Annotated in this window: 29 protein-coding genes and 1 pseudogene; 15 read left to right on the forward strand and 15 right to left on the reverse strand. The window is 52.0% G+C overall.

Annotated features, from left to right (window positions below; genetic code table 11):
* Nucleotides 1-26 precede the first annotated feature (26 nt).
* The 4 genes from AArcSt2_RS10555 to AArcSt2_RS10570 form a co-directional block, all read right to left on the reverse strand.
* Nucleotides 27-788: a DUF5803 family protein gene (locus AArcSt2_RS10555; RefSeq protein WP_250584452.1), complete on the reverse strand. Its 762-nt coding sequence runs from the start codon at nucleotides 786-788 to the stop codon at nucleotides 27-29.
* Nucleotides 789-839: 51 nt separating this feature from the next.
* Entirely contained in the window at nucleotides 840-1,508 is a 669-nt protein-coding gene (locus AArcSt2_RS10560) for a DUF2110 family protein (protein WP_250584454.1), read from the reverse strand.
* Nucleotides 1,509-2,033 carry a transcription factor gene (locus AArcSt2_RS10565; RefSeq protein ID WP_174653521.1) on the reverse strand — a complete coding sequence of 175 codons (525 nt, stop codon included), beginning with the start codon at nucleotides 2,031-2,033 and terminating at the stop codon, nucleotides 1,509-1,511. It lies immediately after the preceding gene.
* Between the two features lie 66 nt (nucleotides 2,034-2,099).
* Nucleotides 2,100-2,642: a tRNA (cytidine(56)-2'-O)-methyltransferase gene (locus tag AArcSt2_RS10570; RefSeq protein ID WP_250584456.1), complete on the reverse strand. Its 543-nt coding sequence runs from the start codon at nucleotides 2,640-2,642 to the stop codon at nucleotides 2,100-2,102.
* 113 nt (nucleotides 2,643-2,755) lie between these two features.
* Between AArcSt2_RS10570 and AArcSt2_RS10575 the strand changes: the two genes are divergently transcribed.
* The 4 genes from AArcSt2_RS10575 (at nucleotide 2,756) to AArcSt2_RS10590 (ending at nucleotide 4,650) form a co-directional block, all read left to right on the forward strand.
* Nucleotides 2,756-3,508: a DUF2797 domain-containing protein gene (locus tag AArcSt2_RS10575; RefSeq protein ID WP_250584458.1), complete on the forward strand. Its 753-nt coding sequence runs from the start codon at nucleotides 2,756-2,758 to the stop codon at nucleotides 3,506-3,508.
* 60 nt (nucleotides 3,509-3,568) lie between these two features.
* Complete coding sequence (locus AArcSt2_RS10580) at nucleotides 3,569-3,988, forward strand: hypothetical protein (RefSeq protein ID WP_174653518.1); 420 nt, start codon at nucleotides 3,569-3,571, stop codon at nucleotides 3,986-3,988.
* 80 nt (nucleotides 3,989-4,068) lie between these two features.
* Nucleotides 4,069-4,344, forward strand: a complete 276-nt coding sequence (locus tag AArcSt2_RS10585; RefSeq protein ID WP_250584512.1) for a ribonuclease P protein component 4 — start codon at nucleotides 4,069-4,071, stop codon at nucleotides 4,342-4,344.
* 60 nt (nucleotides 4,345-4,404) lie between these two features.
* The gene (locus AArcSt2_RS10590) at nucleotides 4,405-4,650 is read left to right on the forward strand and encodes a YhbY family RNA-binding protein (RefSeq protein ID WP_174653517.1); all 246 of its coding nucleotides are present in this window, start codon (nucleotides 4,405-4,407) and stop codon (nucleotides 4,648-4,650) included.
* Between the two features lie 8 nt (nucleotides 4,651-4,658).
* On the opposite strand, the gene AArcSt2_RS10595 is transcribed toward AArcSt2_RS10590, so the two are convergent.
* From AArcSt2_RS10595 to AArcSt2_RS10605, 3 genes are read right to left on the reverse strand one after another with little or no spacing between them, the layout of a single operon-like run.
* Nucleotides 4,659-5,735 carry an ABC transporter permease gene (locus tag AArcSt2_RS10595; protein ID WP_250584460.1) on the reverse strand — a complete coding sequence of 359 codons (1,077 nt, stop codon included), beginning with the start codon at nucleotides 5,733-5,735 and terminating at the stop codon, nucleotides 4,659-4,661.
* Entirely contained in the window at nucleotides 5,728-7,566 is a 1,839-nt protein-coding gene (locus AArcSt2_RS10600; protein ID WP_250584462.1) for a PrsW family intramembrane metalloprotease, read from the reverse strand. Before AArcSt2_RS10600 ends, AArcSt2_RS10595 begins: the two co-directional genes overlap by 8 nt.
* Nucleotides 7,563-8,483 (reverse strand): ABC transporter ATP-binding protein, encoded by a 921-nt coding sequence (locus AArcSt2_RS10605; RefSeq protein ID WP_250584464.1) that lies wholly within the window; start codon nucleotides 8,481-8,483, stop codon nucleotides 7,563-7,565. The genes AArcSt2_RS10600 and AArcSt2_RS10605 overlap by 4 nt, the downstream gene beginning before the upstream one ends.
* Nucleotides 8,484-8,602: 119 nt before the next feature.
* Between AArcSt2_RS10605 and AArcSt2_RS10610 the strand changes: the two genes are divergently transcribed.
* Nucleotides 8,603-10,357: a PAS domain-containing protein gene (locus AArcSt2_RS10610; protein WP_250584466.1), complete on the forward strand. Its 1,755-nt coding sequence runs from the start codon at nucleotides 8,603-8,605 to the stop codon at nucleotides 10,355-10,357.
* A gap of 12 nt (nucleotides 10,358-10,369) precedes the next feature.
* Here AArcSt2_RS10610 and AArcSt2_RS16905 read toward each other — a convergent pair whose 3' ends face one another.
* The 4 genes from AArcSt2_RS16905 to AArcSt2_RS10625 all read right to left on the reverse strand — a co-directional run bounded on the left by AArcSt2_RS16905 (nucleotide 10,370) and on the right by AArcSt2_RS10625 (nucleotide 12,143).
* Complete coding sequence (locus tag AArcSt2_RS16905) at nucleotides 10,370-10,480, reverse strand: DUF7989 family protein (protein ID WP_484549544.1); 111 nt, start codon at nucleotides 10,478-10,480, stop codon at nucleotides 10,370-10,372.
* 95 nt (nucleotides 10,481-10,575) lie between these two features.
* Nucleotides 10,576-11,157, reverse strand: a complete 582-nt coding sequence (locus AArcSt2_RS10615) for a flavin reductase family protein (RefSeq protein WP_174653512.1) — start codon at nucleotides 11,155-11,157, stop codon at nucleotides 10,576-10,578.
* Nucleotides 11,158-11,162: 5 nt separating this feature from the next.
* On the reverse strand, nucleotides 11,163-11,645 hold the full coding sequence (locus AArcSt2_RS10620) for a VOC family protein (protein ID WP_174653511.1): 483 nt from the start codon (nucleotides 11,643-11,645) through the stop codon (nucleotides 11,163-11,165).
* 63 nt (nucleotides 11,646-11,708) lie between these two features.
* Nucleotides 11,709-12,143 (reverse strand): DoxX family protein, encoded by a 435-nt coding sequence (locus tag AArcSt2_RS10625; RefSeq protein WP_250584468.1) that lies wholly within the window; start codon nucleotides 12,141-12,143, stop codon nucleotides 11,709-11,711.
* A gap of 102 nt (nucleotides 12,144-12,245) precedes the next feature.
* On the opposite strand from AArcSt2_RS10625, the gene AArcSt2_RS10630 reads away from it, so the two are divergent.
* The 3 genes from AArcSt2_RS10630 to AArcSt2_RS10640 are packed head-to-tail and all read left to right on the forward strand — an operon-like array spanning nucleotide 12,246 to nucleotide 13,847.
* Nucleotides 12,246-12,596 (forward strand): winged helix-turn-helix transcriptional regulator, encoded by a 351-nt coding sequence (locus AArcSt2_RS10630; RefSeq protein WP_174653509.1) that lies wholly within the window; start codon nucleotides 12,246-12,248, stop codon nucleotides 12,594-12,596.
* A complete protein-coding gene (locus AArcSt2_RS10635) occupies nucleotides 12,593-13,330 on the forward strand; it encodes a DUF429 domain-containing protein (RefSeq protein WP_250584469.1) in 738 nt (245 codons plus the stop codon). The genes AArcSt2_RS10630 and AArcSt2_RS10635 overlap by 4 nt, the downstream gene beginning before the upstream one ends.
* 37 nt (nucleotides 13,331-13,367) lie before the next feature.
* Nucleotides 13,368-13,847, forward strand: a complete 480-nt coding sequence (locus tag AArcSt2_RS10640; protein WP_174653508.1) for a DUF7960 family protein — start codon at nucleotides 13,368-13,370, stop codon at nucleotides 13,845-13,847.
* A gap of 21 nt (nucleotides 13,848-13,868) precedes the next feature.
* Here the strand turns inward: AArcSt2_RS10640 and AArcSt2_RS10645 are convergent, their stop codons facing one another.
* Together AArcSt2_RS10645 and AArcSt2_RS10650 are read right to left on the reverse strand one after the other, a co-directional pair.
* A complete protein-coding gene (locus AArcSt2_RS10645; RefSeq protein ID WP_174653507.1) occupies nucleotides 13,869-14,261 on the reverse strand; it encodes an SHOCT domain-containing protein in 393 nt (130 codons plus the stop codon).
* A 55-nt stretch (nucleotides 14,262-14,316) separates the two neighbouring features.
* On the reverse strand, nucleotides 14,317-15,837 hold the full coding sequence (locus tag AArcSt2_RS10650; RefSeq protein ID WP_174653506.1) for an aldehyde dehydrogenase family protein: 1,521 nt from the start codon (nucleotides 15,835-15,837) through the stop codon (nucleotides 14,317-14,319).
* Nucleotides 15,838-15,922: 85 nt separating this feature from the next.
* Here AArcSt2_RS10650 and AArcSt2_RS10655 point away from each other — a divergent pair, with 85 nt between their 5' ends.
* A complete protein-coding gene (locus AArcSt2_RS10655) occupies nucleotides 15,923-16,657 on the forward strand; it encodes a helix-turn-helix domain-containing protein (protein ID WP_250584471.1) in 735 nt (244 codons plus the stop codon).
* Nucleotides 16,658-16,662: 5 nt separating this feature from the next.
* Here AArcSt2_RS10655 and AArcSt2_RS10660 read toward each other — a convergent pair whose 3' ends face one another.
* Complete coding sequence (locus AArcSt2_RS10660) at nucleotides 16,663-17,499, reverse strand: proline dehydrogenase family protein (protein ID WP_174653504.1); 837 nt, start codon at nucleotides 17,497-17,499, stop codon at nucleotides 16,663-16,665.
* A gap of 127 nt (nucleotides 17,500-17,626) precedes the next feature.
* Between AArcSt2_RS10660 and AArcSt2_RS10665 the strand changes: the two are divergent.
* The 4 genes and pseudogenes from AArcSt2_RS10665 to AArcSt2_RS10680 form a co-directional block, all read left to right on the forward strand.
* Nucleotides 17,627-18,145, forward strand: a pseudogene (locus tag AArcSt2_RS10665) (branched-chain amino acid ABC transporter permease); the annotation flags it as partial.
* Entirely contained in the window at nucleotides 18,142-19,326 is a 1,185-nt protein-coding gene (locus tag AArcSt2_RS10670; RefSeq protein ID WP_174653501.1) for a branched-chain amino acid ABC transporter permease, read from the forward strand. The pseudogene AArcSt2_RS10665 and the gene AArcSt2_RS10670, both read left to right, overlap by 4 nt.
* A complete protein-coding gene (locus tag AArcSt2_RS10675) occupies nucleotides 19,323-20,147 on the forward strand; it encodes an ABC transporter ATP-binding protein (protein ID WP_174653500.1) in 825 nt (274 codons plus the stop codon). Before AArcSt2_RS10670 ends, AArcSt2_RS10675 begins: the two co-directional genes overlap by 4 nt.
* Nucleotides 20,144-20,866 carry an ABC transporter ATP-binding protein gene (locus tag AArcSt2_RS10680; protein ID WP_174653499.1) on the forward strand — a complete coding sequence of 241 codons (723 nt, stop codon included), beginning with the start codon at nucleotides 20,144-20,146 and terminating at the stop codon, nucleotides 20,864-20,866. Before AArcSt2_RS10675 ends, AArcSt2_RS10680 begins: the two co-directional genes overlap by 4 nt.
* 2 nt (nucleotides 20,867-20,868) lie before the next feature.
* On the opposite strand, the gene AArcSt2_RS10685 is transcribed toward AArcSt2_RS10680, so the two are convergent.
* Nucleotides 20,869-21,147 carry an acylphosphatase gene (locus tag AArcSt2_RS10685; RefSeq protein ID WP_250584473.1) on the reverse strand — a complete coding sequence of 93 codons (279 nt, stop codon included), beginning with the start codon at nucleotides 21,145-21,147 and terminating at the stop codon, nucleotides 20,869-20,871.
* Between the two features lie 98 nt (nucleotides 21,148-21,245).
* On the opposite strand from AArcSt2_RS10685, the gene AArcSt2_RS10690 reads away from it, so the two are divergent.
* Together AArcSt2_RS10690 and AArcSt2_RS10695 are read left to right on the forward strand one after the other, a co-directional pair.
* Entirely contained in the window at nucleotides 21,246-22,613 is a 1,368-nt protein-coding gene (locus tag AArcSt2_RS10690; RefSeq protein ID WP_250584475.1) for a phosphopentomutase/phosphoglucosamine mutase, read from the forward strand.
* Between the two features lie 117 nt (nucleotides 22,614-22,730).
* Nucleotides 22,731-23,867 carry a BMP family ABC transporter substrate-binding protein gene (locus AArcSt2_RS10695; RefSeq protein WP_250584477.1) on the forward strand — a complete coding sequence of 379 codons (1,137 nt, stop codon included), beginning with the start codon at nucleotides 22,731-22,733 and terminating at the stop codon, nucleotides 23,865-23,867.
* Nucleotides 23,868-23,895: the final 28 nt, after the last annotated feature.

Genomic DNA, 23,895 nt, shown 5'->3' on the forward strand with positions numbered 1-23,895 from the left:
ATACACAAACGTGCGAAAAACAAGCGTTAGTTTGGTGGCTTCCGGTCGTCTTCATCGCCGTCATCGCTCTCATCTTCAGCATCCGGCTCATTCACACCAAGGCCCATCGCAAGACGTGCCTCATGGAGTTCGTCAATCTTCCGTCGGTAGTGGGTCAGTCCGACAGCTCCAATAATGATCAGGAGGACCACAATCCCACCAAAGATGTAGAGATCACGCTCAAGATATGATTGAACAACAACCGAGCCACCGGAGACATCCTCCCAGTAGAGATGGAGTTGTCCATCGATCTCCTCTGCTTCGTAGCTGCGTGGGACGACGTTACTGAAGAGGAAGAAATCAATACTGTGTCCTGGTGGGAGTACAACCTCGTAGGAACCGCTCACATATGCCGGAGTCGAGAACCGACGTGGGACGGCGCTTGCAGAGATGCCCAGCTGTCCATCCTCATCGGGAACCGTCAAAAAGACTTCGTCAGTTGTCTGATCGACCTCTCCACCATGTGCAACCATCGTCGTTCCATTCACGACCGTTCCATTGTCATAGCGATACTGGACCGCTGAGATGTCAAGGGGACCCTCAGTTCCCCATGTTTCCGGGCGATACAGCCGCAGCGTTTCGCCCGCTTCAACAGCATACACCGCTTGGAATGACGAGCCGTGGACTGTGATATGTGCATCCCGATCGGTATCCCAGTTGTATTCCTCCGCAGGTTCACGATCGAGTGCCTCTTGCGAAACATCTCCACCGCCGGTTGCCCATGCGAGACAACCGGCTGTCACAGCCATTAACACCACAACAAACGTGGCAAAAACCAGTCGACGTTTTGGGGACATCAGTTACGAAGGGATAACACAGCGTAGTTCGGCAGGAACGTATCCACCGATCGATGCTAACAACCCTGGCGGGTCTGTGCTTTCGGTACAGATAATGCTCTGTTCTAACAATCCAAGTCGTTCAACGGTCACAATATCCTGTGCGTGCCCCGCTTTATTGACTGTTGCGCGGACCTCTCCGCGAGTTGCACTATTGACGTTTACTCGACCAGCGCCACGTGACCAATCGAAGAGTCGATCGCGTTCTTCATCCGCAAGCCGTGATGGCTCGCCATAGACGAACTGCATCGGCATGTGTTGGATAAGTCCGAAGCGCTCTCTGATCTGTGTTGGCGTACCCGTACCGAGGCCGATCTCTTCGGTTGGAATTCGAATCCGCTCGCCAGCATCGAGGATGAATCCGTCATCATCCCAGCCTTCAAGCGTTCCAACATACACCTCGCCCTCCGTGAAATGGTCGGTGATCTCTCCCCACTCCTCACGGAGCGCGTTTCGGGCGATTGTCTCGTCATCTCCCGAGAGCGTTACTGAAATAAAGTCGTCGTGGCGAACACCGATTTCGTACTCGACATCGAGCCCACCAACCGTGTTTCCAATGAGGGAGGTGAGACTTTTGAGCGATCGCTCTCTGGCGTCACCTTCGACATAACATTTTGTTGCAAGGACAACCATTTACCCGGTCACATCCACGTTGAGTTCGTCTCGAAGCTCATCAATCCGACTTTGCATCGCATCGACAAGCATGGAGTTGTCCATCGACTCAAGCGGCGAGCCACACTCAGGACATTGGAAGCCAAAGTCCATTGCTTCGCCAAACTCAAATCGGATCGAACAGACATCACACAGATAGAACTCGTTTATTTCTTCGTACTCTTCGCGGTTTTCAAGCGCATCAAGGAGCCGATACATCTCCGATTCTAGATTCTCTGGGATGTTTTCGTAGTGGAACGTCCACAGATACGTCAGCCACCCCGAATCCTCGTCACGAACTCGCCGATACGATGCGAGATCGTTCTCATAGAGGATGAACAACGCCCGTCTGACGGCGTTGAGTTCAAGATCCAGTTGCTCTGCGAGTTCCTCATCGGTAACCTCTCCATCAGGTGGTGCCGCCGCGACAGGCATACCCGTTGGTCCAACAAGCTCGTGGAGGTATTTCTGGATGACAGGGTCGTTCAAGAGATCCTCAAAAGCCATTGTTGTATCCTCGTCCGTCAGACAGTTTAAAAGCACCGAATAGGATACCGGTGCGGCTGCGCTCACTCACCGGTCATCCGGCGAAACAACTTTTTTTCCTTGCTTCTGTGGGAGTACGACACGCTCTTGATTTTCCCATTCTCGATCGAGTTCACGACCCGAAAAGAGCCGATCGAGAAATACGGCAAGACCCGCAACCTCAGAGTGGGGCTGATTCGTCACACCGACATTCCAGTCCGCAGCCTCATAGACGTCGAATGGCACTTTTTCGCCACCGACGATCACAAGCAGTGGCTCCTCGGTGTGTGCCGCTCGAATATCCGATTCAACGGTTTGGACCTCTTCACCATACATTGTGAGATGAACAACCGTTCCATCGAAGTTTCGGATCGTTGCGCCTTGGCTGTCATCGAGTTCGACCGTGAACGGCCCACCAAATCGATCGGTAATATCTTCAACCGTCTCTTTTGCCTGTCCTGCGTTTGACGGGAAAATAACTCGATCGGCACCCAACGCTCGTGCGGTAAGCCCAACGTGCGTCGTCATTCGATCGTCCCGTCCCGGTCTGTGACCATAGCGGAGGACGATAACCTCGTTTTCATTCTGCATGCTACAGTAGATATCGAGGATTCCATAGGGCCTTTCGATCTCATGCGTGCGATGATTGCATTTGAACGGGAGAAATACAAGCCTCTAAATCGCCAGTCCGTCTACCCGTTTATGTGCAGATCGTTGGCTATGATTCGCTCGAAGGAGGCCTCTACATCAGCGATCGCAACGACATTGAGTATGTTCCGCTCGCCGCCGGAGACGAGCTCTCCTATACGCTAGCGGAGAGACACTGTGCGGGTACAATTCATAACGGTCGACACATCCGATGTGATGCAAGTGAGACACCCTACTGTCACGACCATCAGGATCGATGGGTGTGTGCAATCTGTGTTGGCGAGTGTCTCAAAGATGAGATGGACTGTTATGAAGAGCACGCGATCTACCTTGCGGCGTTTGCACCCGATTCGTTCAAAGTTGGGGTAACCAAACTGTGGCGGGTCGAGACCCGGCTTCGAGAACAGGGTGCTGATCGGGCGGCCCACATCAAAACGGTTGCAAATGGCCGAATCGCACGCGAGCTGGAAGCCGAGATTGCCAATACGACGCCGGTTCCGGATCGGGTTCGGGTGCCAACAAAACGAGCCGGCCTCCACCAAACCGTCGATGCGCACGCGTGGGAATCGCTGTATTCACAGTTCTTACCGATTGACACGTTTGATTTTTCATACGGATTCGCTTTGGAAACACAGCCAATGGGAGAAGTCATGGCGACAGGGACAGTTGTTGGAACAAAAGGTCGGTTGCTGGTACTCGATCGCGGTGGGTCAACGTACGCGGTCGATATGCGCGACCTCGTGGGATATGAGGTGACGACCGATCGAAACGAGAAACAGCTGCAATCCAGTTTGGGTGCATTCAGCTAACGTTTGATCGACCCGATCGGATGAACAACCGTTTTGGGGCCGCCGTGAGAAACGGTAGCTATGGCAGACGAACCAACAGACGATCACGAGGAAACGCCAACTGATGCTGAGAGCGGTGCAGAAGAGAGCGAAGAAGAAAAGTCATTCCGTGAGCGAGTAGAGGAGATTCGAGAACGCCGTGCAAAAGAGCGCGAGGAGGGCGCAGGAGGCGGCGCACCAAGCCCTGAAGAGATGATGGGTGGCGGCGGCCCAGGCGGAATGGGTGGCGGAAATCCGTTTGCCCAGATGATGAGCGGGATGATGGGTGGCGGCGGCCCAGGTGGAATGGGCGGTGCAGGCCCTGGAATGGGTGGCCGCGGAGAGGAGAAAGGTGGCGGCAACGAACAGATAGTCCGAGAGATCCGACAGCTTCGAGACGAAGTCCGCGATGCAAACCGTGAGCTTCGACGGATCGCAGACGCCTTAGAAGACCGAGACTAGTACGAGCAGTCTACCGTTTTGTTCGGTTTGTTCAGTTTGTTCCGCAATAGCTAACCGACCGCTCGCTACTGATATGTATGATGACACTCGCCGAAGAGCGGATCGATCGACTCACAGCACTTGCCCGTGAAGCAACCATCACGGGAGAGTACGATCGGTCACGGGAGTATGTTCGGCTTGCACGGCGTGTGTCCGAGCGAAACCGCTGTGGCTTGCCGCGCGAATTGAAGCGATTTACGTGTGATGACTGTGATGTATATCTTCGGCCAGGTCGAAATGCACGGGTTCGATTAGCCGATGGACACGTCGTCGTCCGGTGCTCGTGCGGTGCCACAAAACGATATCCCTACGACTAGGCGAGTGACGATCGAGACGAAACCGAACGTTACAACCGGCTTCGTCCGGTAGAGTGGTGCATGACAAACCACAAACTTCGGAAAGAAGCACACGACCTCGACGTAACTGTGTGGGTTGGTAAATCCGGTATCGAAGCAGTCACTGACGAACTGAAAGATCAGCTGCAGGACCGAAAACTCGTGAAGGTCAAATTCCTTCGTGCGGCTCGTGGTGGGACGACCACCGAAGAGTTAGCTGCGTCGCTTGCAGAAACAATCAATGTAGAACTGGTTGAAACACGCGGTAATACAGCGGTTTTTCACTAGCTGAATTTTTACAGTTCGTTTGGATCGACCTGAGAGACAACTCCTCTTAGTCCACCGTAGACGCCCACTGCTGCCACAACAAAGATACCGATCGTCAGGTAGCTCGTTAGATCTGCACTGTCGATCGCCAAGCGAGCAATTGTGTTTGTCGGCCCACCAGGGAGGAAAGACGAACCCGCGAAGAAGGCGATGACAGCGATCGAGTAGAGGAACTGTGCACCCCGTCGATCGGAGCCAACGAATGCCATCGTTGCGGCTAACGCAACCACAATCACCGTAATTGCGGTCGTGAGAAGCACAATTGGCCCGATATTGTGAATTGGCGTGCCATTGACTGTAAGCAAGAGCAGCCATGTGAGTGCCTGAACCGGGGCAATAACGATCGCAGCCAGCGCTTTCCCATCAACAATCTCGGTGAGTGTCACCGGTGCGACACGGAGCAGATCAAGCGTTCCACGCTCGATCTCTTCCGTAATCGAGTCCACTGTGATCGAGCCGCTGATGAAGATCGGGAGAAAAACAAGGAGTGGTACCAAGATTGTGTACGTAAAGTCGTAGTACGGGTTACCGTCACTCTCACCAAGCGGGGATAGTGGGGTCTGTTCAAGGAACGCAGCTCGATCGACTCGCTGTTGTCGTTCAAGGGTTTGGAGCACGTCTCGGGCTTCCGTGACAATGATTGTTGTCTCAACGTTTGAATCCGGCACAGTTGTCACTATCCGTATCCGATCGTCCTCCCAATTTGCGGTGAAGATGAGTTGTGCACTCCCTTGTTGGAACGCAGACTGTGCGCTCGCTTGGTCATCGTAGCTGGTTGTCGAAACCCGCTCATGCTCACTCGCTGCAGCGAGCAGTTCGTCTGCTGCATCGCCTGTCACTGCCGCTTCGATAGTGTAACCATCAACACCGGTTGGATCATACAACGAGACCAACCCAACGACTAAAAACGAGGAAAATCCTGCAACGAACAGCTGGATTGCAAGCGCAAGCACGATCGTCTTCTCTTTGCCGAGCATCCGAACCTCACGACCGGCGATCGTCAGCCGTGGATTCCTCCGACTGGATCCGTTGGTACGCTTACGCATAGAACGTCACCACCACATAGTTGTACAGCGCGTGTACAAGCGTCGCAATAAACAGTGCACTCCCGTAGACCAGTCTGCGATCTCTGGCCCCAATGGCAGTAATCATCGCCGTCACCACGTGCAGTGCAAGCGGGGCAAGGAGCAATCCGATGGTTAGCGTTGGTGTCAGTCCAACTGGCGCAAACGCTGCCTGTCCCAGTGCGAGTTCTGGGAGCCCAACAACTTGGGCGATCGCAGTGAACTTTTCGGCAACGAAGAATGCGGCCCCGGATGCAATTCCGAGTCCGAGTGCAACCGGAAGCGCGCGATCGAAGCGGGCGCGCTGGTAGCCAGCATAGATGTGGATGCTCTTTGCAATCTCTTCGATCGCTGCAATCGTAATGAGCAGTATCGGAATCGAAAGCTCGATCGGGGCAACAAAGAGAACCGCGATTGCAAGTAGCTCGGCAACAAAAACAAACGGAACGAACAGTGCAGTCCACAGGGCAACAGACCGATAGCCCGACAGCTGTGCGTTGAGCGCATCAAGAAACTTGTCCGGGATCGACTTTTGTGTGAACATATCCTCTTCGCGGTAGATCCCGGCACCAAGTGCAAACAGAACGACAGATCCGACAACAAATGGAACCGTCGAAAAGAGCAGTTCTCCCATCGTTGCTGATTGCCCTTGCAGGTCCATCACAACGATCGTCAGTGGCGAAATAAGTGCGATCGGTGTGACATTGGTAAAGATTGCAGGCACGAACACGTACGTCGTAATAAACACGGAGATGGTCACGGTGACAAATGTCAGCTCTTTAAATGAGCGTGCGAGCATCCCGCCGACGAATGTTGCCGACAGGAACGCGAGAACGATCGGGAGCACACCGGCGATCGATTGGAGTCCCCCACCGACTGCAACTGCAATAATGCCACAGACTCCCATTCCTGCTGTGAAGTACGGAAGCGTCTTTCCGGCAATGATTGTACGGCGTGAGACGGGGGCAACTAACAGCAGTTCACCCCGCCGATTGATCCGTTCATTGAGGATTGTACTCCCGTATGCTTGAATTACAAAATTAAGCGGGATGAGAAACACGAATGCCAACAGTAGGGAACTAAACGGGAACGGTGGTTGGATTGTCGCCGGTGAGCCGCTCTGCTCGCCACCGAAAACACCAGTGCCGATCGCAGGTGGTGGACCACTGGCCGTATCTGTGCCACCACTAGTCTCAGCGCCCGAATCAGGTTGCTCCCCGTTTGTTTCTGCACCGGTGTCACGGTCACTGCCGCTGTCTGTGTCCCCTTCGAGATCACGGTCGCTCGTCGATGTGTCATCCGCTTGTGCTGCAGCGAGCGCTTCAGGGGTATCGACAAACCGAGTGAGGTACTGAATGTCAACAAGCACCGGATATGCGGCAGTTTGGTTCGGCTCGCTTGCCATCTGTCTCTCGTTGTAGCGATCGATTTCAGAGAGTAACGCAGCGTGTGCGGCGTCCCCTTTTTCAGTTCCTGTTGTCTGCCAGCTTATAAATTGGTCGTCGAATGCTTCAATGATGACATCCTGATCCCCCCGAGCGAGCGCTTCATGATCAGGTGGATGTGCGCTCAGTTGGCTGCTCTGTGCAACAACAGGATAGTACGGGTTCTCTGTGTCAACGCCAACGCGGTAGATATCCCGATCGATCGCCACGCCACCAGCACCGGACATCACAACCCCACCGACGACACCACCAGTGAGAAGCAGGAGGATTACTCCGACTGCAGCCGTTTTGCGATCGATCACACCAACTCCACGAGAAACCTCCCACTGTGCGATACGATGTAGCTGTCTGAGCGATCTGCGGCTCACTTGCTGCCCCCAATCGTTCGCGAGCCAGCCATTGGCTTTCCTGTGAGTTCCAAAAAGATGGATTCAAGCGTTGATTCTTCGGTTCTAAAATCAAGAATATCCCCACCCGCACGCGTGATTTTCTCCCGAAGGAGATCTGCATCTTCCAGCGTATCTGCGATGTAAAGATAGGACGACGAATCTCCGCTGTCGATCGTTTCAGCTGGATCAAGGTCAGTTGGACAGTGAGTAGCCCAAATTTGGTACTCACGAGTTCCATACTCGTCTCTGAGATCCGAAATTGAGCCATTAGCAATTATTTGACCTTCATTCATAATGATGAGCCGATCGCAGATACTTTCGACGTGATAGAGGTTGTGCGCACTGAAAATGACGGTTTTGCCGGCTGCTTTGAGTTCGCGAGTGAACGCTAAGACGGTGTTTGTTGTCAGTGGATCAAGACCGCTTGCTGGCTCATCGTAAATCAGCACCGCCGGATCATTAACAAGCGATCGGGCAATCGCAACTTTGCGCTTCATTCCTTTTGACATATCACCCAGCCGGCGATCCCGGTACTCCAGCTCCAGCCGATCGAGCGTGGCCTCCGTTCGGGCGATCGCTTCCTCGCGCGGCACATCGTATAGATCCGCAAAGAATCGCAGATACGATCGTGGTGTCATATCCTCATACAGCGGTGACTCCTCGGGGAGAAAACCGAGTGACTGTCGCATCTCAGGGTCGCTCGCATCAAATCCTGCGACTGTTGCACTCCCACCAGATGGCTCGATAAGTCCGGAGATCATTTTTAATGTCGTCGTCTTTCCGGCCCCATTCGGTCCAACAATACCAAAAATCTCACCCGCATCAACCGAAAACGAACTCCCAACGACCGCGGCAAAGTCGCCATACGATTTTTGGAGTTCGTCTACCCGTATCATACAATCCGATCGACACCGTGTATAAATAAGCCCACGGTGCCTGCTATCAAATCTAAGAACAGGCCAACAATCAACCAAACAGATACATTGATATATACACTATCGGACAGGTACAGTATATGTCTCCGGTTATTCTCTCTGTTGAAACGGATGCATGTAGAGACTCCGGGGTTTCTGAAGCCTTATCTGTCGAACAAAAATACGACGTAGTTACTACGGACAAAAAGCTGTCAATTTTGTCAGAGATTGACTCAGTAGAACCGGATATTGTACTTTTTGGATTTGAAACCGGTGATGAAGCAGTCGTCCAAGCAATCCGTGACGCCCATCCACTGCTCCCGATTATCCTCTTTACCGTCGTTGAACGGCATCAGTGCAGTTCACTGTTAGAAATTGTTACTGCACATGTGTTGCGCTCACGGGACAATGCGCTCGCCGCAGTTGCAGAGGCCGTTGACAGCGTGTGTGCGTATATTGCTGGTGGCGCACAGAGCCCGCGATCGGCAACCGAAATATTACAACAAATAACTGATGGGTTCTACTCGATCGATCGCGATTGGCGGTTTACAGATGTAAATACACGAGCGGAAGCGTTGTTGGGTCGAACAGCAGATGAATTAATCGGCAAGAACGTTTGGGAGCTGTTTCCAAAAGCAACAGAGACGGTCTTATACGATGAATATCACGCTGCGATGCGGACACAGCAATCCGCGGCGTTTACGTTCTACTACGAACCGCTTGAAACGTGGTTTAAAGTAAGTGTTCACCCATCCAATAGTGAACTGCTGGTTTATTTTGAGGATATCACCGATCGGATGTTACAGACCATGGCAATGGACCGTGCAGATATTGGAATCGTGATTGCAGACCCACGAAAGCCATCGACTCCAATTGTCTATGTGAACCGTGGATTCGAAACTCTCTCCGGATACAATAGATCGGAGGCGGTCGGATCACCGGTGGAATTTTTGAGCGGCCCGCTTACCGATCAAAGGAGCAACTCACAGCTACGAACCGCAATTTCAGATGGGGAATCAACTACTGTTGAGGTGCTTAATTACCGACGCGATGGAACCCCGTTTTGGAACCAAGTACAGCTCACACCCGTGTTTGATACTGATGGGTCAATCGTTCGGATTATCACATTTCAGTATGATATTACGACTCGAATCGAGACAGAACAGCGAATTGAACTGCTCCAGCGGGTGCTTCGTCACAACATTCGAAACGATGTCAACGTTATCTTGGGGTATCTTGATCTGTTGGTCGATCGAGAGATGATTGATGCGCAGCAAACCGCTCCAATCCGACGTGGTGCCACACGGATTTTGGAACTCAGTGAGAATGCACGAAATCTAGAAACACTGCTCGAAGAGATCTCATTTGAGCCGACACCAATCTCAGTGGTTGACCTTCTTGAACAGGCGATCGATCGGGTCTCTGAAGGAGCGTTCGACGAATCAGTGTATATACAATCTACCGGCGAGACAACAGTGTTGGGTTCTGATGGGATCACGCTGGCGTGTACAGAACTCATAAAAAATGCAATCAAACACGGACGAGAGCCATATAACGAGTTACAGATACAAGTGACAGATGCCAAATTAAATCAAGCAGCAACCAACACCGCCGTTGATGCGGCCCGAATTGAGTTCCATGATCGAGGACCGCCGCTTTCTAACTTGGATCGAGCGACACTTCTTGGAAAGACCGAAACACCGATTCAGCATGGAAGCGGGATCGGACTGTGGGTTGTCCACTGGCTGATCACGATGTCAGGCGGTGAAATAAGCTATGATGTCTCTCCAACTGGTGGTAACTGTATTACGGTGACTGTACCGGTCGCTCAGGCGCGTAATTCGATCGCAGAATAATAAGTAGAGACGTTATTCTTCGGAATCCTCTTTCTGTCCTCGTTTCCACACATCAGCCGCAGAAACACCGTTCGGACTTGTATGTTTGACATCTTTCATTGTGGGGCGGGAATTATTTTTCATCGTGGCAATTCGTAGCACGAACTACTAATTAAACTTTACACCTGTATACTATTAACACTAAATATCACATTAGGATGATAATATCTATATTAATATTAGGGTGGTCGCTCGATCGAGTACCGCTCTGCAGTAGTAGCATACAAACTACCTGACAACCGGCCAACGGTCCGTAGCTTTTTGATATCAATTTTCCCTTCGGTGAGCACATCCTCATCGACATGTGCGTGTACAACCTCACCGAGGATGAGAACTGAGCCACCAACTTCGATCCAATCATAGAGTGTACACTCAAGCGATGCTGCAGCAGCAGCGACACGCGGTGCATCTACAACGATGCTCTCCCCTCGATCGAGTTCGGTGTGGTCAAATTCGCTTTCTCCCTCAGGCAGCGTTGCACTCGTTGCGTTCATTTTCTCAACGATAGCTTCGGTGACAATGTTGACAACAAATTCTTCAGTTGCCTTCACATTTGTTGGGGTGTCCTTGAGATTGTCACTCCCTACGGGCGCGAACATAACGACTGGTGGGTCGATCGCAACCACGTTGAAGAAGCTATACGGCGCAAGGTTGTCGACGCCGTCCTCGCTCGTTGTGGAGATCCAGCCGATCGGCCGCGGTGTGATAGCCGTTGAAAGCAGTCGGTACGGTGAGCCAAATGCGTCGGGTGGTCCATCCATGCGGATCAGTTATTGTACCCTTTCTCAAACGGGTCGATCTCACCGCTCCCCGGTTCATCCTCATCGAATGTGAATCCGGGGCCCGTAGTTGCAAGCTCGAAGACGAGTCCGTCAGGGTCGCTGAAATAGATGCTTTTGAAGTATGTCCGATCTTTGACGTCAGAGACACGCACACCGTGACTTTTCAGATGTTCTCGCCACTCTTTGAGAGTTTCCTCATCTTTGACGCCAAAGGCAAAGTGATGGCTCGCACCAGGTCCAGGCATCCCGCGTGTGTTCTCGTACTCGAAATACGTCACATTTGTTCCCGGTTCACCAGTCGGTGTTGGTGAAAAGTAGTAGTGCTTCGTTCCAGGATCGTCGTAGTTCTGGGTTCGTTTGACCGTGTGCCAGCCGAGAACGTCTTCGTAGAACTCGACAACAGCATCCATATCATTCGTGATGTTCGTTACGTGGTGTAATCCGGTTGTTGGGGGTGCGTCACTCATTATTCAAGTATATATTGGGTTGGAAGTCGGTTAGCTGTTCTGCTGGAACGACATATTGTGTAATCAGAAGATTCCGATACCGATCGCATACGGCCACTCGATACCACTGAGTGCGAGGAACCCAATAGCGGCAGCGAGCATAACCGTGTTTTTGAGAAATGCAGTCATCTCGGACTGTTTTTGCTCTTCAGGAGCAGCCCAAAAGTCGTGCATCAGTGGAGTTGTGACAAGCAAGAAAGCGATGAGTGCTCCGGAGGCGATCGTCGGAGCGACACCAAGTGCAATTCCAACGCCACCGAATAGGAGCATCCCGCCTGTAAACGACACGGACAGTTTGGGTGCAGGAACACCCTTCATTTCCGCGTACCCGGCCATGGTATCGGCATTCATGAAGTGGTTGAGCCCCATGAATGCAAGCATACCACCAAAGAGCACTCGAGCTGCAAGAAACAGCTCAGCACTCAGGGTCGTATCAAACAGCGATTGGGGCGGTAGCATAGAGTCAACTATCAATGGTAGCTCTAGTATCATTGTGTAACTTAGTGTACGTCCGGAACCTATATATCGATTTGCGGACAAACAAGTAACCAGGTAACACGTATGTCCTCACAAGAGACAGACATCCAGTCCGATGACACCGGACCCTGCGCAGTTGTCGATTCGATCACGCAGATTGGTTCACAGTGGCGGCTTGTTGTGCTACACGATCTACAAGACGGTGAAAAGCGGTTTAACGAGTTGAAACGATCGACCGATGCGAGCTCTCGAACGCTCTCTCGAGTGCTTGATGATCTCCAAGAGATGGGGTTTGTCAACCGGCGGCTCGAAGAGGATGCACCAGTTGCAACCTACTACAGCCTCACCGAAAAAGGAGAATCACTCTGCCCCGTATTCGATGAGATTGAACGATGGGCAGATGAGTGGCTTGTTGAATCACCGCTCGGCCAGTGACTGTTGTTGGCGTTGATGGGTGCGCTGCCGGCTGGCTCGCTGCATGGGAGTCAGCAGGTTCAATCGAGACCGCAGTGTATTCCACGATCGATGCACTTTGGGACGCACACAAGGATGCCGATCGAATGCTGATCGATATCCCGATTGGGCTTCCAGAGGCCGGGGCGCGTGCGTGCGATCGTGAGGCTCGATCGCTGCTTGGCGTTCGTGGCACCTCGGTGTTTCCAACGCCGATACGCCCAGTCATTGAGGGTGCAAGAGATGGTTCACTCACATATGACGATGCCAATGCACTCAGTCGTGATCGGACGGGAAAGGGGTTACAGAAACAAGCATGGAATATTGCCCCAAAGATCGCAGCGGTAGATACGTTTCTTGTGAACACCCCTGACGCTCGATCGGTAGTTGCTGAGAGCCATCCGGAACTCTGCTTTACCGCGCTCAATGACTGGTTTCCGGTCGCTCTCTCGAAAGCGAACGACCGTGGTCGAAACGCACGGCTGTATATTCTCACAGGATATATAACCAACGTCAGAGGGGCGTATCGTGAGACGATCGAACGGACGCTTCGAAAAGACGTCTCACGGGATGATGTCGTAGATGCACTCTGTCTATTGGCTGCAGCGAAGCAGCCAATTGCAACGGTGCCAACAGAGCCACCAACAGATACACGAGCGCTACCAATGCAGATCGTCCACCCGGACACCGCTGTGCCGTGGGATGAGCCACGCTGAGCCGAAGGCACATACTTGCTGAGCACGAAGATGCGGTATGTACGCTGGGCGAACCAATACACCGTGTTGTCTGTGTGGCTCCGAACACACTGTGAGCCGATTTGAGATCGCTCCACGGGCTGTCACACTGATGAAGAACAGCGGGCCGATCGCGTGGCGAGATATTGTTGGTGCAGTTACGCTCTCGTTTTGTGAGAGCGACTGGGAACTCGTCTCAGAGCTTGCATTGGAGATGGATATGCACCCGCTTTCTCGGTGTAACGTTGCGTATGCATCGTTTTCGTTGCGAGAGGATTTTGAAGCCCTTTTGAGTGCTAAAAAAGACGAGCCTGACCAGACAAAACAGGAGACAAAACTGCTCGATCGGAGCCGAGATGTTATCGATTCGACCGACGATCCCTACACTGAAGACCGAGATCGTGTTGAGGCGATTGTTATTGGCCTCTCGCTTGAAGAGCTCGGTGTAATCGAGGCCGCACCACATCGAAAACAGAGACCGCCATCCAGTGCGGATTGAGTATTGTTCGTTCCGACCGAGCTACTCTCGTAATCTCTCGATTGTGGCTTCGCGCGTTTCTTGTGAGTTGGAGAACACTCCATCAGGGAGTTCATCAACATCAAGGAGCCGTTCGAGCCGGTGTTCGAACTCCTCATCATCAATTTCACCGGTTGCGTAGCGATGTTTAAGCAGATCTATCGGGTCCTCCGGTTCCGGAGTTGAAAACACCTCTTCGTCGTCGAATAGTACTTCTGCGATCTCTTCTCCCCAAAATAAAAAGATCGGTGTAATCAGAAACCACCCAATAATCGCCATTGGTCCTGCCAGTATCTCAAGCCCAACGGCACCAAAAACCGCAACCAACGCAAACGTAACAATCCCGAGAAGAAGCCATAGGTCCTCGGCAACAAATTCTCGCAGCGTGTCGCTCATCACGTTGTATTCAACAGGTGATTATAAAAAGTCGATGACGGACAGCGTACTGGGTCTACTCGTCTTTGGTTTTAATATCCGCTGAGAGACCTTGTGCCATCTCGATCTCGTAGGAATTGTTGAGCGTCCATGCGGTGCGCTCGGTAACTGCTTCGATCACTTCGCGGGCGGATGGGTAGCCGTTTCCGGACTTTTTTACGCCACCAAACGGAAGCTGAACCTCTGCACCGATACATGGGAGGTTTCCGTACGCGAGGCCGACTTCTGCGTGATCACGGTAGTAGTTAATTTCGCGGTAGTCTTCGGAGATCACTGCACCAGCGAGTCCGTAGTCAGTGTCATTCTGAATACTGACTGCTTCTTCGATATCACCGCTGTATTTCAAGAGTGCAACGTGTGGGCCGAACACTTCCTCATGTGTGCAACGGAGATCTTCGTACGGATCTGCTTCGTAGACGAACGGTCCAACCCAATGGCCGTCGTCGTGGCCGTCTGGAATCTCATCATCGTCAAGATCGGTTCGATCGACAAGCACGTTCACACCCTCTTCTTTTGCAAGATCAGCGTATGAGATGACTTTCTCTTTGTGCTCTTCCTCGATGAGTGGTCCCATGAAGGTGTTTTCATCGAGCGGGTCACCAACGGCAACGTCCTTTGCGATCGCAACGTAGCGCTCTTTGAACTCATCGTAAACATCTTCGTGAACAACAAGCCGCTCGGAGGAGACACAACGCTGGCCGGTTGTTTTAAACGACGACATGACCGCCGAATGAACTGCGGTGTCGAGATCAGCCTTTGCGGTGACGACAATATTGTTCTTTCCACCCATCTCACACGCTGCGAGCTTACCTGGCTGTTGAGCGACTTTTGACGCAACCTCGTGGCCAACTTTTGCAGACCCGGTGAAAAGGACTGTATCTACACGCTCGTCATCGACGATCGAGGCACCGGCATCGCCGAAGCCTTGGACCATGTTGAAAACGCCATCCGGAATGCCTGCGTCCTCGAACATCTCCGCGATGATCTGTCCACACCATGGCGTCTGCTCGGCTGGCTTCCAGACAACCGTATTTCCTTCAACAAGGGCAACAGCCATATGCCAGAATGGGATTGCAACCGGGAAGTTCCACGGCGTAATACAGCCAATAACGCCGCGTGGCTTGCGACGCATATATGCATCTTTGCTCGGGATCTCGGATGGGACAACATCGCCTTTCGGATGTCGCGCATCACCTGCTGCCCACTCGACCATATGGTAGGCTTCGATCACATCTGCACGACCCTCCGAAATCTCTTTTCCACACTCTTTGGTGACAACCTCAGCTAACTCCTCTGTGCGCTCTCGGAGTTCGTGATAGATGTCCCAGAGATACTCGGCGCGGTTGATGTGAGAGAGCGATCGCCATTCCTCAAATGCATCATCCGCAGCCGCAAGCGCTGCATCAACGTCATCTTCAGTACCTCGTTCAAACGTGCCAAGCACCTCGCCGTTTGCTGGATTTTTGCTCTCGAATGTCTCTGAGCCGCTTCCGTCTACCCATTCACCCGCAATGTAGTGTTTGTACTCTGCTGTCATGGATTGACGTAGGATACTCCGCCTCAAATGTGCTCGCCGACCATGGACGGGAACTGACTTGTACCCCGACACCAATACACACAGTATGAGTCAGTCAGATGTACCGCAAGATAGCCACCACACGCAGACACGATTGACCCTTGATCTGTGGCACCCAAACTGCTGGGCAATTGAAGCAACAGAGAAAGCACCGGGCGGTGTGTTGGCACACGCAATTTATAATACACCAACTGCAGACTCCGACTCGGAAACAGTAAATGGACTCTTTACCGCATTCGGTGACTCTGCCAGCGAGGTTGAATCGCTGTTTGATGTTATCAAAGCATCCCCACATTCAGGAGAGCTCCATGAACTACAAGAGCGATTTGGTCGAGCAAGAAATGCACCAGGAAGCATCGTCCGTGAGTTCTTTCTGGAGTACAAACCGAGCGATATGGTCTGCCCGACGCTATTAAAACACGGGTTCGTGCACAGTGAGCCTGTTCGCATCGAAAGTGGCCGCGAAGAGTGGCAAGTTTGTTTCATGGGTGAACGTTCAGAAATCGACGACGCACTTGATGGTGTACGACGTGACGCACCAGCAGAGGTAAGCGTCAAGTCGATCGTCAGTGCAGACAGTACGCCGCACTCGGTCAGAGATAAGCGTTTAGATACACTCACACCAGCTCAGCGACGTGTGTTTGAGCACGCACGCGATGCAGAATACTACCAATGGCCGCGAGGAACATCAACCCGAGAACTGGCGTCAGATTTGGATATCTCAAAAACGACGCTACTTGAACACCTTCGAAAAGCCGAATCGAAGCTTCTAGATCCCTAATTCGTTCAGCGGCCAACAATCGCACGAAGCGCGAAGAAGGCGTTCTCTTTGCGCTCGCGTACGCGCCGGTAGAAGTACGAAAACCATTTGTCTCCATACGGTATGTACTGCCATACTTCGATGCCCTCTGCTGCAAGTTCTTTTTGTGCTGCTTCACGAACGCCCATGAGCAGTTGGACTTCAAATGGTGTGCCGTATTTTTCGTGGAGTTCGATCGCATAATCGATCATCTCCGGATCGTGGCTCCCGACAGCAACTCCGTCCTCGAAATGCTCAAACATGTACTCGAGATACTGGCGGTAGACCTTGTTCACGGTTGCTTTGTCTTTGTATGCGATCGAGGCGGGCTCATCGTATGCCCCTTTGACAAGTCGGATCTTCCCAGGGAGCGGTGCGAGCCGTTTGAGATCCTCCTCAGTGCGTTTGAGATTTGCTTGGATACAGAGCCCCATGCCACCGAACTCGGTAACAAGAGATTCGAACACATCTAATGTTGTGTCTGTTGTTGTATGATCTTCCATATCAACCCAGACAAATACGTTGTGCTCACTCGCAAGGGAGACGATTTCTCGTAAGTTATCCTCAAAAACACCTGGGCTGATATCTAGGCCGATCTGTGATGGCTTTACAGATACACACGCATCCAGTCCACGCTGATTAATTTCTGTAATGAGCGTTTTATATTCATCAGCATCTTCCGATGCTGGTGGTTGTGTGCTGTAGTGTTCACCCAATAGGTTGACAATGCCGCGGATTCCATCACGGTTTAGCTCTGCAACGTGTGCAAGCACGCTATCAACTGACTCTCCTGCAACAAAGTTAGACGCAACAGGTGGTATCATTTACATCATTCTTAGAGAGCAGATACCTAAACAGCATACCGACCAAAATAATCAGGGGTTAAATGTATGAATAAAATTACTAACTGAACAGTAAGGTAACAATTGATCGTGTAGACCTACCATGGACGGTGTCGGTCGCAGCGGCCGGATAGAGGGCATTCACGCAATAACGGGGCTCTCAGTAACACCACGCGATATTGTCATCGTCGGAACAACGCTTCTCCTTGTTGTGTCGCTACATCTGTTGTTGCAGCACACAACACTTGGACGGAAGATGCGGGCAACCGCAGACAACGCTGACCTTGCACGAGTGAGTGGCATCCGAACCGAAGAAGTCGTGCTTGCAATGTGGGTTATTGGTGCGGCATTAGCTGCCGCAGGTGGCGTTTTCCTCGGGTTGGATACACTGATTCGTCCACGAATGGGCTTTGAGCTGCTCTTGTTGATATTTGCTGCCGTTATCCTTGGTGGAATTGGCAGTGTCTATGGGGCGATGCTCGGTGGATTTGCGATCGGGATGGCGTATGAGATGACCGCTGGGTTGCCATTCATCGGTACACAGTACAATGCAGCAGTTGCGTTCATTGTGATGGTCGCAATCTTGCTTGTTCGACCAAACGGAATCTTAGGGAGTGAGACAACATGAGTAGCGACACAGCGAATCGGTTCGATCGAGAACAGATTCGACAAACGCTCGATGAAGAGCCACTAAACCTCGGGGTAACAATCGGTGATGTCTCCTCGTTTATTGGCCTCATTGTCATGTTCCTTCTACTGGTTGGGACTGGTGTGTTGAGTTTCAACTATGGACTCTATTTGCTCGGACTCATCGGCATGTATGGCTTCATGGTTGTGGGGCTGAACATCCAGTGGGGCTATGCTGGATTAATTAATTTCAGTGTGATCGCGTTCTGGGGAATCGGTGCATACTCCGCAGCACTGCTTACCTCTCCGGGATCACCACACGACCTTATGTTATCCCCGCTTATCGCACTCGTTGTCGCAATTATCGCAAGCGCGTTAGTTGCAGTCCTCATCGGAATTCCAACGCTTCGGCTTCGTGCGGACTACCTTGCGATCGCAAGTCTCGGGCTTGCGGAGGTAATCCGTCTCATCCTGCTGAATGAGCGAGAGTGGACCGCAGGCAGCCGTGGAATTAGTGGTTCGCCGGAGCTGTTCGCATGGATCCCAGCAGAGCCACTTATTCGCCTGTTCTCCGAAAGTGCATCCGTACGGACCGGGAGAAATGCAATCGTCATTATTGGGATGTTATTTATTGGCTATCTGTTTGTCCGCCGAATCCACCGATCGCCATGGGGTCGTGCGATGCGGACGATCCGTGGAGATGAAGACCTTGCAAAGGCGCTCGGAAAAGACACCTACCGGCTCAAGATGCAGGCGTTCGTGATTGGCTGTATCTTCATGGCTGTTGCAGGTTGGTTCTACGTCTATGCGTTCCAATATCTTGACCCAGGTGAGCTTGAACCGCTACAGACCTTCTACGTCTGGGTGGCACTCATTTTGGGAGGGACTGGAAGCGATCGCGGATCGCTCGTCGGTGCAGTGACAATTGTTGCGATTCTTGAAGGGACACGTTTCCTCAACGAGATTGGTACCATTGTCTTCATTTTCGAGACGATTCCGTTCATCGACCTGAACGTTTCAGCAGTTCGACTCCTCTTGGTCGGAATTCTGATTATTTTGGTTGTTAGATTCCGTCCACAAGGGATCTTACCACCGAAAGAGGAACTCATCTGGCCAGGGGCGGCACCGGAGCGATCGGCTGAGAGACAGGCAACGCGGGAACAGCGAGAGGTTGAACAATGAGCATAGAATCAAATTCGATTGGCAAACTGACCTACGATGGCGCAGATTTATCAAAAGATGATGTGGTACTGCGAACCGACGAACTCAAGAAATCGTTCGGTGGACTGACCGCAACGGACGGGGTTTCCGTCGCGATTGAGCGTGGGAGTATCACAGGGATGATCGGGCCAAACGGCGCTGGAAAGTCTACGTTGTTTAATCTTATTTCGGGATTTTACGAACTTGATTCTGGATCCGTCTTTGTTAATGATACTGATGTAACAGAGATGAAACCGCATGAGATTGCCCGATCAGGGCTCATGCGGACGTTTCAAACGCCACGACGGCTCGAGGGGATGACCGTCCGCGAGGCAATGCTTGTTGGGCCGCAGGGGCAAAGCGGCGAATCAATCATTCCTCTCTTTCTCCGTGGTGGTACAATCAAATCCGAAGAGACAACGAATCTCGAAGATGCACAAAAGATGTTAGAACGGTTTGAGATTGACCATCTCGCAAACGCACCATCAACGGAGCTCTCAGGAGGACAGCTAAAACTCGTTGAGATGGCACGTGCAATGATGGCACAACCGGATATTCTACTTCTCGACGAGCCGGTGGCCGGGGTGAACCCAACGCTCGCGAAGAAGCTCGCAGGGTTCATCAAAGAGCTCAATCAGGAGGGTCAGACGTTCCTTATTATCGAACACGATATGAGCTTCATCATGGAAATTGCAGACCCGATTATTGTCCTCGACCAAGGAAAAGTTCTCATGGAAGACGCTCCAGAGACGGTCCGATCGGACGAGCGCGTTATTGAGGCATATCTTGGAGGGAACGCATGAGCGGAAATACCGACGATGCAGTACTTACACTGCGCGATGTTGACAGCGGATACGGTGAGGTACAAGTGTTGAATGACCTCTCACTGCATCTCAACGACGGTGAGATTGTCTGTCTGATCGGCCCGAATGGGGCCGGTAAATCCACTGTCTTGAAAACTGCATTCGGGCTGTTATCACCATGGAATGGCTCTGTGCTGCTCAATGATGAGGAAATCGGTGGGATCGAGCCCGCAGACCTCGTTCGAAAAGGCGTCGGGTATGTCCCACAGACCGAGAATGTGTTTCCATCACTCACGATCGAAGAGAATCTCAGAATGGGTGGTGTGGCCCGAAAAGATGGCGTTGATAAACGAATTGATGAGTTGTATGAACGGTTTCCAATCCTCTTGGAAAAACAGGATACAAAAGCACGAACACTTTCGGGAGGGCAACGGCAGGTGCTTGCATTCTCTCGCGCGCTGATGATGGACCCCGCAGTGTTGTTGATCGATGAACCGAGTGCGGGGCTTGCACCGTCGATCGTCGAAGATGTATTCAACAACGTTCAGACCGTCAACGACCTTGGAACCTCGATTCTCATGGTCGAACAAAACGCAAAAGAAGGGCTGAGCATCTCCGATCGAGGATATGTCTTAGACCAAGGAACAGTCCGCTACGAGGACGCTGCCGACGAGCTTTTGGATAATCCAGAGGTCTCTCGGCTATATCTTGGCGGATAGCGTTACCGTCGAATCTCGAATCCAGAGAGCCCGATCGGCTCTTTGTAGGTGACCTCAACGGCTGCAACATCGGCTTGCGATGAGCCGGTGTGACACCACTCTACGAGTGTCTCAACCGCATCTTTGTCGCCTTCAAATACCGCTTCTACACGACCATCGTCCAAATTTTTGACCCACCCAGCAACGGCTTCGCTGCGAGCAGTATCACGTGTGTTTGCACGGTAAAACACACCCTGAACCTTGCCTGAGACGTACACGTGTGCATGGATTCGATCGCTCATACAATCTCTATTGTAGCGGCCGACTGAAAGTAGCTCTGGATCGAGGTATCGATCACAGACCGACGGCCTCTAAACAGTTCGCTACCGTGAGTATGGATATGGAACTATTCGGAACGGCAGGTATTCGGGGTGACGCACAATCGCGCGTCACACCCGAACTTGCACTCGCGGTTGGTCGGGCGGTTGGGTCACTCGTCCGATCGGAGTTTGACACATCGGAACAGTCAGTTGTCATCGGTCGCGATGGCCGTGTAACTGGACCATCGCTTGCTGCTGCTGCGGAGTCCGGGGTACTCTCTGGCGGCGTGTCTGTCACACGAGTGGGCGTTCTTCCAACACCTGCGCTTGCATTCGCCTCGCAGGGACGGACCGGCATTATGCTCACCGCGTCGCACAACCCGCCAACAGATAACGGAATCAAGGTGTTACATGACGGTGTAGAGCTTGACCAGTCGTTTGAATCGACGGTCGAAGCAACGGTCGAGCGTGAGGCGCCCCCAACAAACTGGGATGAATGGGGCGCGACAACAACCGAGTCAGTGCTTCCGGCATACCGATCGGTAGTCACGAACTATGCGTCACAGTTTGGGGCAGATCCAACGGAACTGAAGGTTGCTGTTGACTGCGGAAACGGTATGGCCGCACTTGCAACACCACACGTCCTCAGAAAACAGGGTGCTCATGTTGTGACACTCAACGGAAACGTTGATGGACATTTCCCTGGACGGCCGAGCAAACCGACGCCGGAGACACTCGGTGACCTGCGAGCCTTTGTGCAATCAAGCGATGCGGACTTCGGCATAGCACATGATGGCGATGCGGATCGGATCGTCCTGATTGACGGGGAGGGTGACGTCGTGCATGAAGATACGGTCGTTGCGCTTCTTGCAGAACACTACACGACAGCAAGCGAGGCAGATGACCCAGTCGTTGTTACCACACCGAACGCATCCGCTCGGATTGACGAACGTGTTCGATCGGCTGGTGGTCGAGTCGAGCGAGTTCGACTTGGTGCACTGCATGAAGGCATTGCAGCAGCAGAGAACCACGGAGCCACTGTTGTCTTTGCAGCAGAGCCATGGAAGCATATTCACACCTCATTCGGTGGCTGGATTGATGGCGTAACAAGTGCAGCCGTGCTTACTCGCCTCATCGCAGCATCTGGATTAGATGCTCTCCGAGAGCCGGTCAACGAACGGCCATACCGAAAGGTCAGCATTGACTGTCCGGACGATCGAAAAACCCCCGCAATGAGCACATTAACCGAGACACTTCCTGAAGCATTCTCAGATGGGACGGTGGAAACCGAACACGGTGTCAGGATCGAGCTTGCGGATGGATCGTGGATTCTGGTTCGACCAAGTGGGACTGAACCATATATTCGGCTATATGCAGAAAGTGAGGCCGTTGATGAATTAGTGGCAACGGCACATGAAGTCATCACGTCAGCGATCAATTCACGGTAGTACTATAAAAACAAATAACCTAAACTAATATTTTGATGCATACTAATGCATTACATGTTTTTTAGTATCCAGTAGATCGACGAGTTTATGCATTACACATCGATTCAATTAAGATAGATGTCACGAGATCTCGACAGACGTACGTTTATCAAAGGAACTGGTATTGCAGGCGTTGCAGGATTGGCTGGCTGTACAGGTGGCCCAACTGACGGCAACGGATCTGACGATGGAAACGGGTCCGGAAATGGTGATGGAAATGGCGATGACACTGGGAACGGCGATGCTGACGTCGACGCTAACATCGGAATGATTTATGCTGAGGCAGGACTTGGAGATAACTCTTTTAATGACGCTGCACAGCGAGGTCTTCTTGAAGCAGATGAAGACTTCAACATTTCATTCAATGAAGTTGAGCCCGATGACACTGGTGAGTTCAGCCAATTCCAGCGACAGTTTTCCGAGTCAGGTGACTTCGACCTGATCTCCTGTATCGGATTCGCACAGGAAGATGCGTTGGCAGAGTCCGCAGTTGATTACCCTGATCAGCAGTACATGATCGTTGATACTGTTGTTGAAGCCGATAATGTGGCAAACTACGTATTCAAAGAGAACGAAGGATCGTTCCTCATTGGGTACCTCTCAGCACTGCTCAGCCAAACCGACCTCACAATTGGGTCCGATGATGATGAGCGATCGACAAACCCAGACGAAAGTGTGGTTGGGTTCGTTGGTGGTGTCGATGCACCGCTGATTCGGACGTTCCAGGCAGGATTTGAGGCCGGTGTCGAATACGCAGACGGCGATGTTGAAGTCATCTCTTCATACACTGGCTCATTTAATGATCCAAACGCAGGACGAGAGGCCGCACTCTCGATGTATGATGATGGTGCAGATATTGTCTACCACGCATCCGGTGGTACTGGTGTTGGTGTCTTCCAGGCCGCAGATGACGAAGGGAAGTTTGCAATCGGTGTTGACTCCGATCAGTCCCTGACTGAACCGGACTTTGCGCATGTTATTCTTGCCAGCATGGTCAAACTCGTTGAAACACCAGTATACGAGTCGATCCAAAATACGATCGAAGGTTCATTTGAGGGTGGTTCAGTCGTTGAACTCGGTCTTGAAGACGAAGGTGTCGCATGCGTCTACGGTGATGAGATCGGTGATGAGATTTCGGACGATATCAAAGATGATGTTGATGACGTTCGCCAGCAGATTATCGACGGCGAGATCGACGTTCCAGAAGAACCGTAAGCTACCGATCGACGAGTGGTAACAGGTC

The organism is Natronocalculus amylovorans, from assembly GCF_023638035.1.
GTDB lineage: Archaea > Halobacteriota > Halobacteria > Halobacteriales > Haloferacaceae > Natronocalculus > Natronocalculus amylovorans.

What these genes read in the sequence shown, in the direction of transcription:
- AArcSt2_RS10670 (WP_174653501.1), top strand. Translation starts at nt 18,142, where the DNA reads ATGAGTAGCGACACAGCGAATCGGTTCGATCGAGAACAGATTCGACAA.
- AArcSt2_RS10610 (WP_250584466.1), top strand. Translation starts at nt 8,603, where the DNA reads ATGTCTCCGGTTATTCTCTCTGTTGAAACGGATGCATGTAGAGACTCC.
- AArcSt2_RS10590 (WP_174653517.1), top strand. Translation starts at nt 4,405, where the DNA reads ATGACAAACCACAAACTTCGGAAAGAAGCACACGACCTCGACGTAACT.
- AArcSt2_RS10595 (WP_250584460.1), bottom strand. Translation starts at nt 5,735, where the DNA reads ATGCGTAAGCGTACCAACGGATCCAGTCGGAGGAATCCACGGCTGACG.
- AArcSt2_RS10660 (WP_174653504.1), bottom strand. Translation starts at nt 17,499, where the DNA reads ATGATACCACCTGTTGCGTCTAACTTTGTTGCAGGAGAGTCAGTTGAT.
- AArcSt2_RS10580 (WP_174653518.1), top strand. Translation starts at nt 3,569, where the DNA reads ATGGCAGACGAACCAACAGACGATCACGAGGAAACGCCAACTGATGCT.
- AArcSt2_RS10685 (WP_250584473.1), bottom strand. Translation starts at nt 21,147, where the DNA reads ATGAGCGATCGAATCCATGCACACGTGTACGTCTCAGGCAAGGTTCAG.
- AArcSt2_RS10625 (WP_250584468.1), bottom strand. Translation starts at nt 12,143, where the DNA reads ATGCTACCGCCCCAATCGCTGTTTGATACGACCCTGAGTGCTGAGCTG.
- AArcSt2_RS10690 (WP_250584475.1), top strand. Translation starts at nt 21,246, where the DNA reads ATGGAACTATTCGGAACGGCAGGTATTCGGGGTGACGCACAATCGCGC.
- AArcSt2_RS10630 (WP_174653509.1), top strand. Translation starts at nt 12,246, where the DNA reads ATGTCCTCACAAGAGACAGACATCCAGTCCGATGACACCGGACCCTGC.
- AArcSt2_RS10555 (WP_250584452.1), bottom strand. Translation starts at nt 788, where the DNA reads ATGGCTGTGACAGCCGGTTGTCTCGCATGGGCAACCGGCGGTGGAGAT.
- AArcSt2_RS10585 (WP_250584512.1), top strand. Translation starts at nt 4,069, where the DNA reads ATGACACTCGCCGAAGAGCGGATCGATCGACTCACAGCACTTGCCCGT.
- AArcSt2_RS10650 (WP_174653506.1), bottom strand. Translation starts at nt 15,837, where the DNA reads ATGACAGCAGAGTACAAACACTACATTGCGGGTGAATGGGTAGACGGA.
- AArcSt2_RS10680 (WP_174653499.1), top strand. Translation starts at nt 20,144, where the DNA reads ATGAGCGGAAATACCGACGATGCAGTACTTACACTGCGCGATGTTGAC.
- AArcSt2_RS10675 (WP_174653500.1), top strand. Translation starts at nt 19,323, where the DNA reads ATGAGCATAGAATCAAATTCGATTGGCAAACTGACCTACGATGGCGCA.
- AArcSt2_RS10695 (WP_250584477.1), top strand. Translation starts at nt 22,731, where the DNA reads ATGTCACGAGATCTCGACAGACGTACGTTTATCAAAGGAACTGGTATT.
- AArcSt2_RS10645 (WP_174653507.1), bottom strand. Translation starts at nt 14,261, where the DNA reads ATGAGCGACACGCTGCGAGAATTTGTTGCCGAGGACCTATGGCTTCTT.
- AArcSt2_RS10620 (WP_174653511.1), bottom strand. Translation starts at nt 11,645, where the DNA reads ATGAGTGACGCACCCCCAACAACCGGATTACACCACGTAACGAACATC.
- AArcSt2_RS16905 (WP_484549544.1), bottom strand. Translation starts at nt 10,480, where the DNA reads ATGAAAAATAATTCCCGCCCCACAATGAAAGATGTCAAACATACAAGT.
- AArcSt2_RS10655 (WP_250584471.1), top strand. Translation starts at nt 15,923, where the DNA reads ATGAGTCAGTCAGATGTACCGCAAGATAGCCACCACACGCAGACACGA.
- AArcSt2_RS10570 (WP_250584456.1), bottom strand. Translation starts at nt 2,642, where the DNA reads ATGCAGAATGAAAACGAGGTTATCGTCCTCCGCTATGGTCACAGACCG.
- AArcSt2_RS10565 (WP_174653521.1), bottom strand. Translation starts at nt 2,033, where the DNA reads ATGGCTTTTGAGGATCTCTTGAACGACCCTGTCATCCAGAAATACCTC.
- AArcSt2_RS10615 (WP_174653512.1), bottom strand. Translation starts at nt 11,157, where the DNA reads ATGGATGGACCACCCGACGCATTTGGCTCACCGTACCGACTGCTTTCA.
- AArcSt2_RS10640 (WP_174653508.1), top strand. Translation starts at nt 13,368, where the DNA reads ATGTACGCTGGGCGAACCAATACACCGTGTTGTCTGTGTGGCTCCGAA.
- AArcSt2_RS10560 (WP_250584454.1), bottom strand. Translation starts at nt 1,508, where the DNA reads ATGGTTGTCCTTGCAACAAAATGTTATGTCGAAGGTGACGCCAGAGAG.
- AArcSt2_RS10605 (WP_250584464.1), bottom strand. Translation starts at nt 8,483, where the DNA reads ATGATACGGGTAGACGAACTCCAAAAATCGTATGGCGACTTTGCCGCG.